The organism is Bradyrhizobium sp. Leo170 (genome assembly GCF_004296405.1).
Lineage (GTDB): Bacteria > Pseudomonadota > Alphaproteobacteria > Rhizobiales > Xanthobacteraceae > Bradyrhizobium.
This window is the reverse complement of sequence record NZ_PSRR01000190.1, coordinates 1-16427: the sequence shown is the minus strand read 5'-3', so window position 1 is coordinate 16427 and position 16427 is coordinate 1. Positions and strand designations below refer to the sequence as shown.

At 64.3% G+C, this 16427-nt stretch carries 15 protein-coding genes and 1 tRNA gene; 12 read left to right on the top strand and 4 right to left on the bottom strand.

Going from position 1 to position 16427, the window contains the following annotated elements; all coding sequences use genetic code 11:
• Positions 1 to 485 precede the first annotated feature (485 nt).
• Positions 486 to 572, bottom strand: a tRNA-Leu gene (locus CWO89_RS26990).
• A gap of 153 nt (positions 573 to 725) precedes the next feature.
• On the opposite strand from CWO89_RS26990, the gene CWO89_RS26985 reads away from it, so the two are divergent.
• Positions 726 to 1715, top strand: coding sequence for a complex I NDUFA9 subunit family protein (locus CWO89_RS26985; protein WP_130581653.1), 990 nt, complete (start codon positions 726 to 728; stop codon positions 1713 to 1715).
• 107 nt (positions 1716 to 1822) lie between these two features.
• Here CWO89_RS26985 and CWO89_RS26980 read toward each other — a convergent pair whose 3' ends face one another.
• On the bottom strand, positions 1823 to 2629 hold the full coding sequence (locus CWO89_RS26980) for an undecaprenyl-diphosphate phosphatase (RefSeq protein WP_165421360.1): 807 nt from the start codon (positions 2627 to 2629) through the stop codon (positions 1823 to 1825).
• 350 nt (positions 2630 to 2979) lie between these two features.
• Here CWO89_RS26980 and CWO89_RS26975 point away from each other — a divergent pair, with 350 nt between their 5' ends.
• The 4 genes from CWO89_RS26975 (at position 2980) to CWO89_RS26960 (ending at position 8645) form a co-directional block, all read left to right on the top strand.
• The gene (locus CWO89_RS26975) at positions 2980 to 3672 is read left to right on the top strand and encodes a glutathione S-transferase family protein (RefSeq protein WP_028164834.1); all 693 of its coding nucleotides are present in this window, start codon (positions 2980 to 2982) and stop codon (positions 3670 to 3672) included.
• Complete coding sequence (gene queG / locus CWO89_RS26970) at positions 3621 to 4856, top strand: tRNA epoxyqueuosine(34) reductase QueG (protein ID WP_130581652.1); 1236 nt, start codon at positions 3621 to 3623, stop codon at positions 4854 to 4856. Before CWO89_RS26975 ends, queG begins: the two co-directional genes overlap by 52 nt.
• A 230-nt stretch (positions 4857 to 5086) precedes the next feature.
• Entirely contained in the window at positions 5087 to 7015 is a 1929-nt protein-coding gene (locus CWO89_RS26965) for a hypothetical protein (RefSeq protein WP_130581651.1), read from the top strand.
• A 13-nt stretch (positions 7016 to 7028) separates the two neighbouring features.
• Positions 7029 to 8645, top strand: coding sequence for a PEP/pyruvate-binding domain-containing protein (locus CWO89_RS26960; RefSeq protein WP_130581650.1), 1617 nt, complete (start codon positions 7029 to 7031; stop codon positions 8643 to 8645).
• A gap of 131 nt (positions 8646 to 8776) precedes the next feature.
• On the opposite strand, the gene CWO89_RS26955 is transcribed toward CWO89_RS26960, so the two are convergent.
• Both CWO89_RS26955 and CWO89_RS26950 read right to left on the bottom strand, forming a co-directional pair.
• Positions 8777 to 9247, bottom strand: coding sequence for a nuclear transport factor 2 family protein (locus tag CWO89_RS26955; protein WP_130581649.1), 471 nt, complete (start codon positions 9245 to 9247; stop codon positions 8777 to 8779).
• A gap of 137 nt (positions 9248 to 9384) precedes the next feature.
• Positions 9385 to 10200: an alpha/beta hydrolase gene (locus tag CWO89_RS26950; RefSeq protein WP_130581648.1), complete on the bottom strand. Its 816-nt coding sequence runs from the start codon at positions 10198 to 10200 to the stop codon at positions 9385 to 9387.
• 223 nt (positions 10201 to 10423) lie between these two features.
• On the opposite strand from CWO89_RS26950, the gene infC reads away from it, so the two are divergent.
• The 7 genes from infC to CWO89_RS26915 form a co-directional block, all read left to right on the top strand.
• Positions 10424 to 10963 (top strand): translation initiation factor IF-3, encoded by a 540-nt coding sequence (infC, locus tag CWO89_RS26945; RefSeq protein WP_130581655.1) that lies wholly within the window; start codon positions 10424 to 10426, stop codon positions 10961 to 10963.
• Positions 10964 to 11293: 330 nt separating this feature from the next.
• Positions 11294 to 11494: a 50S ribosomal protein L35 gene (gene rpmI / locus CWO89_RS26940; protein WP_028164829.1), complete on the top strand. Its 201-nt coding sequence runs from the start codon at positions 11294 to 11296 to the stop codon at positions 11492 to 11494.
• A 72-nt stretch (positions 11495 to 11566) separates the two neighbouring features.
• Positions 11567 to 11926, top strand: coding sequence for a 50S ribosomal protein L20 (rplT, locus tag CWO89_RS26935; RefSeq protein WP_130581647.1), 360 nt, complete (start codon positions 11567 to 11569; stop codon positions 11924 to 11926).
• A 106-nt stretch (positions 11927 to 12032) separates the two neighbouring features.
• Positions 12033 to 13115 carry a phenylalanine--tRNA ligase subunit alpha gene (gene pheS, locus CWO89_RS26930; protein ID WP_130581646.1) on the top strand — a complete coding sequence of 361 codons (1083 nt, stop codon included), beginning with the start codon at positions 12033 to 12035 and terminating at the stop codon, positions 13113 to 13115.
• Between the two features lie 2 nt (positions 13116 to 13117).
• Positions 13118 to 13528 carry an ASCH domain-containing protein gene (locus CWO89_RS26925; protein ID WP_130581654.1) on the top strand — a complete coding sequence of 137 codons (411 nt, stop codon included), beginning with the start codon at positions 13118 to 13120 and terminating at the stop codon, positions 13526 to 13528.
• Positions 13525 to 15933, top strand: coding sequence for a phenylalanine--tRNA ligase subunit beta (pheT, locus tag CWO89_RS26920; RefSeq protein ID WP_130581645.1), 2409 nt, complete (start codon positions 13525 to 13527; stop codon positions 15931 to 15933). Before CWO89_RS26925 ends, pheT begins: the two co-directional genes overlap by 4 nt.
• The coding region (locus CWO89_RS26915; RefSeq protein WP_130581644.1) for a sulfite exporter TauE/SafE family protein at positions 15930 to 16427 on the top strand (498 nt) is incomplete at its 3' end. The genes pheT and CWO89_RS26915, both read left to right, overlap by 4 nt.

The window sequence follows — 16427 nt, the reverse complement described above, 5'->3', positions numbered from 1 at the left end:
GAAAAGTGGGTACTAGCGTGAACACTTTTTAAGTCTAGCGGCATCAGCCTCAAGAACCTCAATTCGCCGTTCAAGAGCAGCTTCAATCACCAGCAGGCGCTTCGAGTTCTGAACGGTTGGACGACAACTGCTCTCCGCGCTGCTGCACCACGCTGACTTGTTGGCTCGAAAAGCCCTTATTTTTCATGGGAAATCGGTGCGATCCTCATCCGTTCATTCCTGTCTGGCAAGGTTACCCCCACCAGCACGGCCCACCCGTATCGTAGCAGTCTCGTCTCCAACCGGATCGCGCAGCACGCAGCCAAGCGCCTTGACGCGCAAGTCGGCCGGGACACGTAGTCGGAGGGTTTTGAAGGAAGAGCCGTCGCGGAGGACAGGAGAAGAGCTTTGCAGAAGCATGTGTACCGTCTCTGTGTACCAGTTGAGACGGTCGACCACCCTTGAATAACAAGGACTTCAGCGAAATCAACAACATCGCAATGCGATGGTGCCCAGGAAAGGACTCGAACCTTCACGGCCGTGAGGCCACTGGCACCTGAAGCCAGCGCGTCTACCAATTCCACCACCTGGGCACGTGGCGGGGTTAGTAAGGACCGGTCGCGCGCTTGTCAAATAGACGATTGGAAACTCAAATAGTCTGTACAGGGTGACCGCGATGGCGTATCGCGACATCCGGCTGAACAGGCCCCAAAATCGCACCTATTTCGACCCGCAGGAACTGACCCATGGCATCGAACCTGGAAACGCTCGTCACGGTTTTCGGCGGATCGGGCTTCCTGGGGCGGCACGTGGTCCGGGCGCTGTGCAAGCGGGATTACCGCGTTCGCGTCGCCGTCCGGCGACCGGAACTGGCCGGGCACCTGCAGCCGCTCGGCAAGGTCGGCCAGATCCACGCCGTCCAGGCCAATCTGCGCTACCCGGCCTCGGTGGCCGACGCGATGCGCGATTCTCACGTCGCCGTTAACCTGGTCGGCATCCTCACCGAGAGCGGCGGGCAGACGTTCGAGGCGGTTCAGGCCAAGGGCGCCGAGGCGGTGGCTGCGGCCGCAAGCGCGGAAGGCGCGCGGGTGGTGCATGTCTCGGCGATCGGCGCCGACGCCGATTCGGCTTCCGCCTATGCCCGCGCCAAGGCGGCTGGCGAAGCGGCGGTGCTGGCGGCCTCGCCGTCCGCCACCATCCTGCGCCCGTCGTTGGTGTTCGGGCCGGAGGATCAATTCACCAACCGTTTCGCGGGGATGGCCCGGATGTCGCCGGCAATCCCGCTGGTCGGCGGCGGCCTGACCAAGATGCAGCCGGCCTATGTCGGCGACGTCGCCACCGCGGTGGCCGATGCCGTCGACGGCAAGACCAAGCCGGGCGCGACCTACGAATTGGGCGGCCCGGAAGTGCTGACCATGCGCGAGATCATGGAGACGATCCTTGATATCACCGACCGCGACCGCGCGCTGGTCTCGCTGCCGTTCGGCCTCGCCAAGATCATGGCCGCGTTCCTGCAATTCGCACCGGGCGCGCTGAAGCTCACGGCGGATCAGGTCGAGCTGTTGCGCAAGGACAATGTGGTGTCGGACGCGGCCAAGGCCGCGGGCCTCACCTTCGAAGGATTGGGCATCACCCCCGATTCGCTGGAAGCAATCGCCCCGCAATATCTCTGGCGCTTCCGCCCGGCCGGCCAGTTCGAGCGCAAGAACGCATATCGTCCACCGTCTCAGGCTTGACGCAGATTGTAGCCCGGATGGAGCGAAGCGTAATCCGGGAACACCGCAGACGCGGATGCGCCGACCCCGGATTACGCTTCGCTCCATCCGGGCTACGAAACTGACTCTTACCTTCCTAGCGCCAGCGCGATCAGGCCGAGCGTGCCGACGATCACGCGCCACCACGCGAACAGTGTGAAGCCGTGGCGGGTGACATAGGAGAGAAAGGTCTTCACCACGACCACAGCGGTGATGAGCGAGACCACGAATCCGATCGCGACGATCCATAGATTGTCCGTCGTCATCTCGGCGCGGTTCTTGTAGAAATCATAGGCGAAGGCGCCGATCATGGTCGGGATCGCCAGGAAGAATGAGAACTCCGCCGCCGCGCGCTTGTCGGAGCCGAGCAGCATTGCCGCGACGATCGAGGCGCCGGAGCGCGACACGCCCGGGATCATCGCCATGCACTGCGCGATGCCGATCCAAAGGTACATCAGCAGCGGGAATCTCGTCGCGTCATGTTCGCGCGGCTTGAGCTCGAGCTGATCGACCCACAGCAGGATGGCGCCGCCGACGATCAGCGAGAAGCACACGACCCACGGATTGAACAGAACGGTCTTGATGTATTTGCCGGCAATGAGGCCGACGATGACGGCCGGCAGGAACGCGACCAGCACGCCGATGACGAAGCGCCGGTCATCCGCATTGGAGAACATGCCGAGCGCGACCCGCCACAATTTGCCGAAATAGAGTCCGACGATGGCAAGGATCGCGCCGAGCTGGATCAGGACGGTGAAGCTGTCCCAGAAGGGGCCTTCGCCGAGTCCGAAGAATCGTTCCGCCAGCAGGAGATGGCCGGTCGATGAAACGGGCAGGAACTCCGTCACGCCTTCGATTATGCCCAGAATCACCGCCCGCAACGTATCGGTCATCATGATGTGGCCTGCTTTTGCTGGAGAAATCGGGTTCTTCTCGCCTATTCCCCGTTTTGCTGCAATCGCTAAAAACGCCAAACATAGGTTGCCTGATTCGTCTGATTGGCTAGAGCATGATCCGGAAAAGCGGAAACCGGTTTTCCTTCGCGACAAACGCGATGCGTTTGCGCGGAGATCATGCTCAAACTGAGAGCATGGTGCGGAGAAGTGGCAGACCGGTTCTGCAAAAAGATCATGCTCAAACAAAGACATGGGACCATGATCCGATTTCATCTAATCGCATCGTGAATTAGTGTCCCTGATCTGCCGCGGCTTCGACACGATCAGGCCGTGAACTGCTGAAGGACTTCATGTACACGCTGTTTCATCATCCGTTCTGTCCGCATTCCCGTTTCATTCGCCTGGTGCTTGGCGAATACGGGCTCGATCTGCGGCTGGTGGAGGAACGGGTCTGGGAACGTCGCGAGGCCTATCTGGCGCTCAATCCGGCGGCAACGACGCCGACCTTGATCGCCGAGGGTTTCCCGCCGGTTCCCGGTGTCGGCGTGATCGCCGAATATCTCGACGAGGCGCATGGGCTGAATGCCGGCGACCGGCGCCTGATGCCGACCTCGATGGCCGAACGCGTCGAGGTGCGCCGGCTGATGTCGTGGTTCAACGACAAGTTCTTCGAGGAGGCCTCCAATCCGCTGGTGACCGAGCGCATCTACAAGCGCTTCATGAGCGAGGAAGACGGCGGAGGCGCCCCGAATGCGGAGGTGCTGCGCGCGGGCAAGGCCAATGTGCGCTATCATCTGACCTATATCGGCTGGCTGGCGCGGACGCGGAACTATCTCGCCGGCGACCGGCTCACTTACGCGGATCTCGCCGCCGCGGCGCATCTTTCGGCGATCGACTATCTAGGCGACGTGCCATGGAGCGAGGACGACGCAGCAAAGGCGTGGTACGCGCGGGTGAAATCCCGCCCGTCGTTCCGCCCGCTGCTCAGCGAATGGCTGGCGGGCGTGCCGGCGTCGCGGACCTATGTGGACCTCGACTTCTGAACCCACCGCCCAAGCTTTCACCGGCCGATCTCAAATCCGCGCTCGAATGCGAAGCCCGCGCGCTCGGCTTCGACTGCATCGGCGTGACCGATCCCGGCGCGATCGGCGGCGCGGCCAAATATTTCCGCGAGTTCCTCGACTTGGGCGGCCATGGCGACATGGATTGGCTTGCGGCGCATCCTGAGCGCCGCAGCGATCCGCGCGTGCTCTGGCCCGGCGTGCGCTCGATCATCATGCTCGGCGTCAATTACGGGCCGGACGAGAATCCGCTCGAGATCCTGAAGCGCCGCGACCGCGGCGCGATCTCGGCTTATGCGCAGGGCGATGATTATCACGATGTGATCAAGAAGCGGCTCAAGACGCTGGCGCGATGGCTGGTCGCGGCCAGCGGCGATGAGGTGAAGGTGTTCATCGACACCGCGGCCGTGATGGAAAAGCCGCTCGCGCAAACCGCCGGTCTCGGCTGGCAGGGCAAGCACACCAACCTGGTGTCGCGCGACTTCGGCTCATGGCTGTTCCTCGGCGCGATCTTCACCGCAAGCGAGCTGCCGCGCGATTCCGCCGACATCGATCATTGCGGCTCCTGCACCGCCTGCCAGGACATCTGCCCGACCGCGGCATTTCCCGCGCCCTACAAGCTCGATGCGCGGCGCTGCATCTCCTATCTCACTATCGAGAGCAAGGGCCCGATCCCGCGCGAATTCCGCAAAACGATCGGCAACCGCATCTATGGCTGCGACGATTGCCTCGCGGTGTGCCCGTGGAACAAGTTCGCGCAAGCCGGACGTGAAGCAAAGCTCGCAGCGCGCGAGGAATTGCGCGCCCCAGTGCTTGCCGATCTCGTGCGGCTCGACGATGCCGCGTTCCGCGCGCTGTTTTCGAAATCGCCGGTCAAGCGCATCGGCCGCAACCGCTTTGTCCGCAACGTTCTGATCGCGATCGGCAACTCCGACGATGCCGCTTTGGCCGGCGAGGCCGAGCGCCTGCTCGACGATGCAAGCCCGCTGGTGCGCGGCGCAGCCGTCTGGGCCTTGTCGCAACTCGTCGAACCGGAAGCTTTTGCCGCGCTGGCATCGCACGCAATCGATTCGGAGACCGACGACAGCGTGCGCGAAGAATGGCGCGCATCGGCGCCCGTATCAGACCCTCATCCTGAGGAGCGCGAAGCGCGTCTCGAAGGATGAGGCCACCGGGCGGCCCTCATGGTTCTCCCGGCGATGCGAAGCATCGTCCGGAGACGGCGCTCACGCGCCTCCTCACCATGAGGGTCGATAGTCGTGTGTAACGCGCGAGTTCGGCGACCTCGCGGCCGCATCAGATCGAATATGACAGCTATATGAATGATCTAGCGCAAGGAGACCGCCCCGGACGCAAGGCATAGAGATGGCAGTGATGTCTCGCGCCCGGTGGTCTCATGAAAGCACAGATCATTAGAGAACTCGGTCAGGCCGATATTCTCTTGCCGTCGCTCGTCGCCGAAGGCCTCGCCGCCAACGACCGCATCAAGGTCCGCTTGAGCGCGCTGCAGGCCGCCGCCGAACATGCGCGGCAGCCCGATCGCCCGATCAACCAGCTTGCCGTGGAAAGCCATGCCGCAGGGATCGCGCCGGCGGCCATCGCCTCCTTGGTCAGCGGCGCGCACATGATCGGCGACAGCCGTCTCAGTGCACCCGCGCTCGCAAAGCTGATGAAGGAGATCCAGGACGACATCGCAACCATGCTCCGCGCGGTGAATGCGGGCAGCGTGGCGGACGGCGAGAAGGCGAATGCACGTCTCGGTTCGATCCGCACCGCCGGCCTGCTCGATGCATCCAGCGAGATCGACTTCGCGCGGATCGCACGGCTGACCGGTGTCGGCGAGGACTCCGGCGCGAGCCTGCACCGGCTGGTGATGGAGCTGCACAAGGCGCTCAACAAGCTCGCCGCCGACTGCTCGGAAGAGGTGCTTGCCGGCGCCCATGTGTTCGGCCTGCACAGCGAGGACCGCGCGCCGGTCGAAAGCTTCATGAAGGGTCTCAACGAGACGCGCGGCCTCAAATTCGATCACCCCGGCCTCGACACCATGGCGACGCGGTCCGACGGCCGGCTCCTGATCCAGAATGACATCGGCACCACCGACGCGCATGTCCTGGTGATTGCGGTCAGGAAGAACGCGGTCACCGTCACCTACAGCGACGTGCATCTGGCGCGCGCGAAATTCTTCATCTCGCTGTTCGACAAGTTCGAGGCGAAGTGGAGCGGGCTCGACCGCCACTCGGCTGATGGCCTTGGCGAGGACAGCGCCTTCTTCCTCGTCACCGGCCAGTTCGAAGGCGGAAGCGCCGCGGACCGCAACGATTTCCTGGCCGCGGTGGGCGCCGCGCTGGTGTTCCTGATCGACTGGAACAAGGCGCGGAAATTGCTGCGGAGCTGGGTCGCCAAGGACGACGCCGCGCGGATCCTGGAATGGGCGGCGCGGCACCGGATCGGCCACCGCGCCTTCCTCGAACTCGGCGGCAATGAACTGCTCGGCGGCGCCGTGCGCAATGCCGCGCCGAACCGCATCGGTTTCGGTGAGCGGCTCGACCAGGCGCTCGGTCGCGCGGCCGCGATCGATTTCCTCAAGACCGTGCTGCGGCTTTCGACCGAGGCGCTGCTCGCCGGTCAATCGGTCAGGATGGTGCGTGACCAGATCGAGGCCGATCTGGTGCGGCGGCTGGAGCGGGTCGAGAGCGCGCTGCTGGCGATGGTGCTGCGTCAGGTCGGGCTGGCGCATGACCTCGTCGCCGCCATCTCCCGTTATGTCGCCACGCTACAGGCCAACCAGACCGCCGACGGCAAGGCGCTCGCCGCGCGCGCAAGCCATATCGAGCAGAAGGCGGATCGCCTCGCCTTCGAGGCGCGGCGCGAAGTCACCCGGCTCGATGCGCGCCCCGTCATCGGGCAGTTGATCGATCGCGCCGAAGAAGCCGTCGATGAACTCGAACAGGCCGCCTTCATCGCCTCGCTTACGCCTGCCTGCCTCGACAAGTCGCTGGTGTCGGCGCTCGCCGAACTCTGCGCGGTCGCCATCACCGCGACCGAAGCCGCCGCCAGCGGGCTTGCCGCTGCGATCGAAGTGCCGGAGGGCCGCCGCGCCGATTCCGAGGATGCGCTCGCTGCCGTCGTCCGCCTGGTCGACGCCGAGCACGCCGCCGACACATGCGAACGCACCATCACCGCGCTGGTGTTCACCGGCGGCCACGATGTCGCGACCTCGCTGTCCACACTCGAACTCGCCCGCGCAGTGGAGCGCTCGACCGACCGCCTCGCCGGCTTCGGGCACCTGTTGCGGCGGCACATCATGATCGATCTGGCGGCGTGAAGGGGAGGCAACAATGCAAATCGTCCGTATCGGCGGCGACGAGACCTCCTGTCACCCGGCCGAAGAGATCGGCGCCAAGGCTGCGAACCTCGCGCTGATGGCGGCGCTCGGCCTGCCGGTGCCCCCGGCGTTCGTGCTGCCGGTGAAACTCTGCGCTGACCTCACCGACAAGCACGCGCACGCGGAGCGGCGGCTGCGCGACGGGCTGAAGGAAGGCATCGCGTTCCTCGAAAGCGTCACCGGCAAGCGTTTCGGCGATCACCGGCATCCGCTATTGGTCTCGGTGCGCTCCGGTGCTGCGCGATCGATGCCCGGCATGCTGGAGACGGTGCTCAATGTCGGCTGCACTTCGCGCGCGGTGCACGGCCTGATCCGCGCAACCGGCCGGCCGCGATTGGCATGGGACTGCCGCCGGCGTTTCCTGGAAAGCTTTGCCGAGACCGTGCTCGGCTTCGACCTTGCGCCATTCGCGACGCGGATCGCCGAGCTTACCGCGCAAGAAGGCGTTGCGACCGACCGCGAGCTCGACAGCGAGGCGATCGAACGGCTCGCCGCCGACGAGCAGGCGTTGATCGAGGATCGCGACGACGGTTGGCTCGAGGATGCGGAAGCGCAGCTCGAACGCGCAGCCCACGCGGTCTACCAATCCTGGATGAGCGAGCGCGCGCAGACCTATCGCCGGCTGCAAAACCTCGAAGATTTGAAGGGCACCGCCGTGACGGTGCAGGCCATGGTGTTCGGCAATGGCGGGCTCGCTTCGGGCGCGGGCGTTGCCTTCTCGCGCGACCCTTCGAACGGCACGGCGCGGCCGATGATCGACCTGGTGCTCGACGCGCAAGGAGAGGACGTCGTGTCCGGCCGGCGCACGCCAGACAATGAGGCGACGATCGCCCGCGCGTTGCCGAGGCTCACGAGCGAGCTCGGCGACATCCTGAAGCGGCTGGAGCGGGAATTCGCTGACGTCCAGGACGTCGAGTTCACCGTCGAGGATGGCAAATTGTGGATCCTGCAGACGCGCTCCGCCAAGCGCACGCCGCGCGCCGCACTAAAGATCGCGATCGACCTCGTGCATGAGGGACTGATCACGCCGAAGGAAGGGCTTAGCCGCATCGCCGATGTCGACCTCGCCTCGCTGGTCGAAGTCTCGCTGGCAGCAGTGGAGGATCCGGTCGTCACCGGCATCGGCGCCTCCGGCGGCATTGCTGTGGGGCGCGCCGCCTTCGATTCCGAAAGCGCGCAGCGGCTTGCTTCCGCCGGCGACCCCGTGATCCTGATGCGCCCGGACACCAGTACGGCCGATGTCGCCGGCTTTGCGGTGGCGGCCGGCATCGTCACCGCCGTCGGCGCCCGCACGGCCCATGCCGCGCTGGTCGCGCGGCAGATGGGCAAGCCGTGCATCGTCGGATGCGCCGACATGACGATCGACGCCGCGGCCGAACGCGCCTCGCTCGGCAAGTCGCCCATCCTGGCGGGCGACTGGATCACCATCGAGGGCGATGGTGGCAATATCTATCTCGGGCGGCGTCAGACGGTCGTGAAGCGGCCGGAAGCGGAGCTTGCGGAAATCGCGAGCTGGCGCTCTCATGCCGGCAACACGCGGCCACAGGCGCGCAAGTCGGCGCCGGCTTGAGCAGCGCAACGTCCTCACCCCTTGTCATTCCGGGGCGATGCGCAGCATCGAGCCCGGAATCCATTTCACCACTTACCCCGCGGCCTGATGGATTCCGGGCTCGCGCTAACGCGCGCCCCGGAATGACGGCCTCAGTTGGCGAGATGCCGCGCCATCTCGGGGCGCGCCTTCAGCTCGGCGCCCTGCTTGGCGACGATCTTTGCGATTCGCTCTGGCACAAAGTGCATATCGAGGAAGGCCGGGGCGGTGTTGGCGACCTCGTGATATTCCGCGATGCGGCCATCGCGAAGGGTCATGATCGCAACGCCCTCGAACATCGCCCGCGCGCCACCAGCCTCCGGCAGCGTCGAGCGGTAGCTGAACGTATAGCGCGCGTACAGCATACGGCCGTCGCTGACGGGGTCATGCATGTCCCAGCGGAAATCGGTCGCGGTGCGATAGAAGACGTCATGGATCATGTCAGCGATCGCGGCATGCCCCGTGAACGCGCCATAGAACACGTCGTGATAGACGCCGTCGTCCGTGAACAAATCAGCGAATGCAGCGCCCTTCCGCTGTTCGACAGCATCGCAGAAGGCGCGGAGCAAGCACGTTGTTTCCATGGCGTTTCTCCCCACTCTTTCTGTCATGCCCCGCGCAGGCGGGAGCATCCAGTATTCCACAGCGGTCGTGATACATCGATGGGCCGCGGCGTACTGGATCATCCGCCTTCGCGGATGATGACAGCGTGAGTGGCCGCTCACCCCATCTCCTTCACTGCGGCGATGATGCGGGCGATGTCCTGCGGGCGCGACAGGCGGTGGTCGCCGTCCTGGATCATGGTCAGCACCACGTCCTCGCTCGGCAGCCGATGCGCCAGCGTGAACGCGTGTTGCCAGGGCACGTCGGGATCCTGCGCGCCCTGCAGGATGCGCACCGGGCAGCCGACATCGATCTTGGCCCCGAGTAACAAATGATTGCGTCCCTCCTCGATCAGCGCCCGCGTGATCGGATAGGGGCTATCGCCATATTGCGACGGCCGCAGCCAGACGCCCTTGGTCTCGATCTCGGCACGGATTTCCGGCGAAAAGCCCTTCCACATCAGCTCTTCGGTGAAATCCGGCGCCGGCGCGATCAGTACCATTCCCGCGAGCGAGGCGCTGATGTCGGCACGCCTGGCAAGCTCGCGCGCCAGCAGCAGCGCCATCCAGCCGCCCATCGAGGAGCCGATCACGACCTGCGGCCCGCTGCAGAACTGCGCGAACACCGCGACACTCTCCTCGAGCCAGCGTCCAATGGTGCCGTCGATGAACTTGCCGCCGGATTCGCCATGGCCGGAATAATCGAACCGGACAAAGGCGCGTTCGTGTTCCACGACCCACGCATCGAGCGCGACCGCCTTGGTGCCCTTCATGTCGGAATTGAAGCCGCCGAGCCAGAACAGCCCAGGACTACGCTCAGGACCGCCCGCAAGGCTGCGACCTCCGCGCGCCCGCACCGCAATGCGGCGGCTTTCGGCGCCGTTCCCTACCTCGATGAACTCTGGTTCCTGGTCGATAGTCGCGGGACTGGTCATGGGATCGTCATTCTCATCAGTGCGTTTTCGATAGACACGGGCAAACCGTGAGCAGGGAACATATCTCTCCTTGTAGAGTATCCGCTCACCAAATATCTGCTCTGTCGCGTGACCTAAATGCCGCGCATTTGACGGTTTTGGGATGCAACTTGCGAGCACGCTTGCCCGTTGCCAAGTATTGCTTCAAAATATCGCCTTCCTTCACAACTTTGGAGAGTTACCCATTCGCCGTCCCAATAGAGCCCCGCCCGCTGTCGCCAAAGACGGGCCGCGCACCAACGATGAAATCCGCAACGCGCAGATCCAGCTAATCGACCAGAACGGTACCAATATAGGCACCGTGGAAACCATGGTGGCCATCAAGATGGCCATGGAAGCCGGTATGGACCTGGTCGAGATTTCGCCGAATACGAGTCCCCCGGTCTGCAAGATCATGGACTACGGGAAGTACAAATATTCTGCGCAGAAGAAAGCCGCCGAAGCCCGCAAGAAACAGAAGATCGTCGAGATCAAGGAGATCAAGCTCCGTCCGATGATCGACGATCACGACTACGACGTGAAGATGCGCGCGATGCAGCGCTTCTTTGAGGAGGGCGACAAGGTCAAGATCACCTTGCGCTACCGCGGTCGTGAAATGGCGCACCAGGAAATCGGCACCAAACTGTTGGACAAGGTCAAGGCCGACGTCGCGCAATACGCCAAGGTCGAGCAGGACGCGAAGTTCGAAGGCCGCCAGGTCGTGATGGTGCTGGCGCCGCGCTGAGGCGAATTTTCGATCGGTGAAAGAAAACGCCCGCCGGACCGATCCGGCGGGCGTTTCCGTTCAGCCCGTAGCCCGGGTGGAGCGCAGCGCAACCCGGGTCTGTCGCCAAGCGATGCAGGCGTCCCGCAGCGGTTCCGGGATTGCCAATTCGCCCCTACTCTGCCATAAGCGCAACCTTCGCCGCCCGGCTGATCAAGGGCTGCCGTGGCGACGTTCTGTGCGGGTTGTTTCATTTGCGAAAAACCTGAGCACATTCAACGCTCTAACGAGCATTTAGCCGGCCGGCGCCCCTCGCGGGGCGGTTTCGTGCTGGCACTTAAGGAGAGCCAAATGCCCAAGCTGAAGACCAAATCGGGCGCCAAAAAGCGCTTCAAAGTGACCGGTACCGGCAAGGTGATGCACGCCCAGCGCGGCAAGCGCCACGGCATGATCAAGCGGACCAACAAGCAGATCCGCCAGCTCCGCGGCACCCGCGTGCTGTTCAAGACCGACGGCGACAACATCAAGAAGTACTTCTTGCCGAACGCTTGAGCCGAGCCGCTTGAACCTCGCCGCGGTCCGCGCGGCCCCCGTCACCACTTCAGAAATCTAAGGATTTAAGTCATGTCTCGCGTCAAACGCGGTGTGACCGCCCACGCCAAGCACAAGAAAGTCTACAAGACCGCCAAGGGCTATTACGGCCGCCGCAAGAACACCATCCGCGTCGCCAAGCAGGCGGTCGAGAAGGCCGGCCAATATGCGTTCCGCGACCGCAAGCGCAAGAAGCGGACCTTCCGCGCGCTCTGGATCCAGCGCCTCAACGCCGCCGTCCGCCCGTTCGGCATGACCTACAGCCGCTTTATCGACGGCCTCTCCAAGTCGGGCGTCGTTGTCGACCGCAAGGTGCTGTCGGATCTCGCGATCCACGAGCCGGCGGCGTTCCAGGCGATCGCCGAGAAGGCCAAGGCCGCGCTCGCGGCCTAAACCATCGTCGCTTTTCTGCGAAGTTTCTGGAAATTGTCATGCCCGGCTAGGTCCGGGCATGCGGGCTGGGAGCGCCGGCTTGGTATCCTGGCCAAAAGGGATTGCCATGACCGACCTAGCCCAACTCGAATCGCAAATCCTCGCTGACATTACCAACGCCGGCGACGAGGCGGCGCTGGAAGCCGTGCGTGTCGCCGCCCTCGGCAAGAAAGGCTCAGTCTCGGCGCTGCTTGCCACCCTTGGCAAGATGTCGCCCGAGGAGCGCAAGACACAAGGCGCGGCGATCAACCTTGCCAAGGACAAGGTCACTCAGGCGCTCGCCGAGCGCCGCGAGGTGCTGAAGGCCGCCGCGCTCGATGCCCGGCTTGCCTCTGAGACCATCGACGTCACACTGCCGCTGCGCGAGGCGCCGGCGGAAGCGGGCCGCATCCATCCGCTCAGCCAGGTCTGGGACGAGCTGACGGCGATCTTCGCCGACATGGGATTTTCGGTCGCCGAAGGTCCCGACATAGAGACCGACGACTACAACTTCACCAAGTTGAACTTCCCGATCGGCCATCCCGCGCGCGAGATGCACGACACCTTCTTCTTCAATCCGAAGGAGGATGGCTCGCGCATGCTGTTGCGGACCCACACCTCGCCGGTGCAGGTGCGCACGATGCTGACGCAGAAGCCGCCGATCCGCGTGATCTGTCCCGGCCGCACCTATCGCATCGATTCGGACGCGACCCACACGCCGCAATTCCACCAGGTCGAGGGGCTCGTGATCGACAAGGAGTCGCATCTCGGCCACCTCAAATGGATCCTGCACGAGTTCTGCAAGGCGTTCTTCGAGGTCGACCACATCAACATGCGCTTCCGGCCGTCGTTCTTCCCATTCACCGAGCCGTCGCTGGAAGTCGACATCCAGTGCCGCCGCGACAAGGGCGAGATCCGCTTCGGCGAGGGCGAGGACTGGCTGGAGATTTTGGGCTGCGGCATGGTGCACCCGAACGTGCTGCGCGCCTGCGGCCTCGACCCCGACGTCTACCAGGGTTTTGCCTGGGGCATGGGCATCGACCGCATCGCGATGCTGAAATACGGCATGAGCGACCTGCGCCAATTGTTCGACAGCGACGTCCGCTGGCTCAGCCACTACGGCTTCAAGCCGCTCGATCTCCCGACGCTCGCGGGAGGGCTGAGTACGTGAATCTGAGTGCTGTGCCCGAGCAATATCGGAGCTTGCGCGCGTTCGCCTTTGGCGACGGCCCCGGGCTTGCCGACGAATTGCTCGAACTCGTCATGAAAGGCATCAAGACCGCGACCTGCAGCACTGAAGACGAGCCGAACACCTCGACATCAGGCGAACGCTGGATCGTGCTCGACGGCCGCGGCGAACCGGCTTGCGTCATCGAAACAACCGAGGTGACCTATCGCCGTTTTGGCGAGGTCGACGCAGCGTTTGCCTACGAAGAAGGTGAAGGTGACCGCAGCCTGCAATATTGGCGGGACGCGCACCGCCGCTATTTCGGTCGGCAGGGCAAATTCAGCGAAGACATGATGCTGATGTGCGAGCGTTTTCGTCTGGTTGAGGTTTTTCGCGATCACAGGTTGGCATCATGAAATTCACCCTTTCCTGGCTGAAGGAACATCTCGACACCGACGAGCCCCTGGAAAAGCTCGCCGACAAGCTCACCATGATCGGGCTCGAGGTCGAGAACATCGAGGACAAGGCGAAGGCGCTGGCGCCGTTCACCATTGCGCGGGTGATCTCGGCCGAGCAGCATCCGAATGCCGATCGTCTGCGGGTCTGCATGGTCGACACCGGCAACGGTGCTGCGCCGGTGCAGGTGGTCTGCGGCGCGCCGAATGCGCGAACCGGCCTGATCAGCGTGTTCTCAGCCCCCGGCACCTTCATTCCCGGCAAGAACATCACGCTTGGCGTCGGCACGATCAGGGGCGTCGAAAGCCGCGGCATGCTGTGTTCGGCGGCCGAGCTCGAGATCTCCGACGATCATGACGGCATCATCGAATTGCCCGCCGACGCACCCGTCGGCCAGGGCTATGCCGAATGGGCCGGGCTCGGCGATCCGACAATCGAGATCAACCTGACGCCGAACCGGCAGGATTGCACCGGCGTGCACGGGATCGCGCGCGATCTTTCCGCCGCCGACATGGGCAAGCTCATCGACCCCGCGATCAAGCCGATCAAGGGTGAATTCCCCTCGCCTGTCACGGTGACGGTGGAAGACGCCTCGCTCTGCCCGGGTTTCGCGCTGCGGCTGGTGCGCGGCGTGAAGAACGGCCCATCGCCGGAATGGCTGCAGAAGCGCCTGGCTTCGATCGGGCTGCGGCCGATCAATGCGCTGGTCGATATCACCAACTTCATGACCTTCGACCGTGCGCGTCCGCTGCACGTGTTCGACGCCAAAAAGGTGAGGGGCAATCTGGTGGTGCGCCGCGCCCGCGACGGCGAGACCCTGCTCGCGCTCGACGGCCGCACCTACACGCTCGATTCCTCGATGTGCGTGATCGCAGATGATGCCGGCGTCGAATCGCTCGCGGGCATCATGGGCGGTGAGGCCTCCGGCTGCGACGAGAACACCACCGACGTACTGATCGAATCGGCGCTGTGGAACGAGATCAACATCGCGCAGACCGGGCGCAAGCTCGGCATCAATTCGGATGCGCGCTATCGCTTCGAGCGCGGCGTCGACCCGGCCTTCATGGTTCCTGGTCTCGAGCTGGCGACCAAGATAGTGATGGAATTGTGCGGCGGCGCGCCGTCGGAAAGCATCGTCGTCGGCAATCGCTACGGCGACGACCGCGTGATCGATTTCCCGCTGACCGAGGTCAAGCGCCTCGCGGGAATCGAAGTCTCGCTGGTCGAGACGAAGCGCATTCTCACCCATCTCGGCTTCATGGTCGCGGGCACCGGCCCGGTGGTGAAGATCGCAGTGCCGTCCTGGCGCACCGATGTGCATGGCAAGGCCGACATCGTCGAGGAGATCGTCCGCATCGTCGGCGTCGACAAGGTGCCGATGACTCCGTTCGATCGTGGCGAGGAACCTCGCAAGCCGGTGCTCACCCCTATCCAGCTCCGCACCCGCCGCGCCAAGCGCGCGCTGGCCGCGCGGGGCATGGTGGAGGCGGTAACCTGGTCGTTCATCTCAAAACCCGCGGCGGAATTGTTCGGCGGTGGTCAGGCCGAGCTGGCGCTTGCCAACCCGATTGCATCCGACCTCTCGGACATGCGGCCGAGCCTCTTGCCCGGCCTGGTCGCAGCGGCGCAGGCGAACATCAACCGCGGTTATCCTGACGTGGCGCTGTTCGAGGTCGGCCAGGTGTTCAAGGGCGACAGGCCGGAAGACCAGTTCGTTGCCGCTTCCGGCGTGCGCCACGGCTTCGCCTCGTTGGAAGGCCTGGGGCGGAGCTGGTCCGGCTCGGCCACCGCTGACGCGTTCGATGCCAAGGCCGACGCGTTTGCCGTGCTGGCAGCGGCCGGCGCGCCGGTGCAGGCGGTGCAGATTGTGCCCGGCGGCCCGGCTTGGCTGCATCCCGGCCGTTCCGGCACGATCCAGATCGGCCCGCAGAACGTGCTCGGCTATTTCGGCGAGTTGCATCCGCGCGCGCTCGAGGCGCTCGGCGCCGATGGTCCGATGATCGCGTTCGAGGTGATCCTCGACCGCATCCCCGAGGCCAAGCGCAAGCCGACCCGCGCCAAGCCCGCGCTCGAACTCTCCGCGTTCCAGCCGGTGTCGCGCGACTTCGCCTTCATCGTCGACCGCAGCGTCAAGGCGGGCGATATCGTCCGCGCCGCGCTGGCCGCGGACAAGAAGCTGATCACAGAGGTCACCGTGTTCGACGTCTATGAGGGCAAGGGCATGGACGACGGCAAGAAGTCGATTGCGATCGCGGTCACCATTCAGCCGCGCGAGAAGACGCTGACCGACCAGGAGATCGACGCGGTGGCAGCCAAGATCGTCACTGACGTCACGAAGAAGACCGGCGGCACTCTCCGGGGATGAGCCCGTTCGGTCTCATCCCTTCGGACGTCAGCCTCAACGTTGCGCTGGCAATCTGTGCCATCGCCTTTGTCTCGGGAACGGCGCGCGGCTTTTCCGGTTTCGGCTCCGCGCTGATTTTCATGCCGCTGGCGAGCAGCATCGCCGCGCCCCGTCTGGTCGCAGCGCTGCTGCTGATCATCGATTTCGTCGCGGCCATGCCGCTGGTTCCGAATGCGTGGAAGCATGCCGACCGCCAGGCCACCGCGATCATGGTGCTCGGTGCACTCGTCGGCGTGCCGATCGGCACGTATTTTCTCAGCGTGCTCGATCCAGTGACCACGCGCTGGATCATTTCCGGCTTCGTCGCTGCGCTGATGGCGTTGTTGCTGTCGGGCTGGCGCTACCGCGGCAAGGACCACGCGGCGCTTTCAATCGGCATCGGCGGCCTCTCCGGCTTTTGCAGTGGGCTCGCGCAAACCGGCGGTCCGCCGATCGTCGGCTACTGGCTCGGCGCC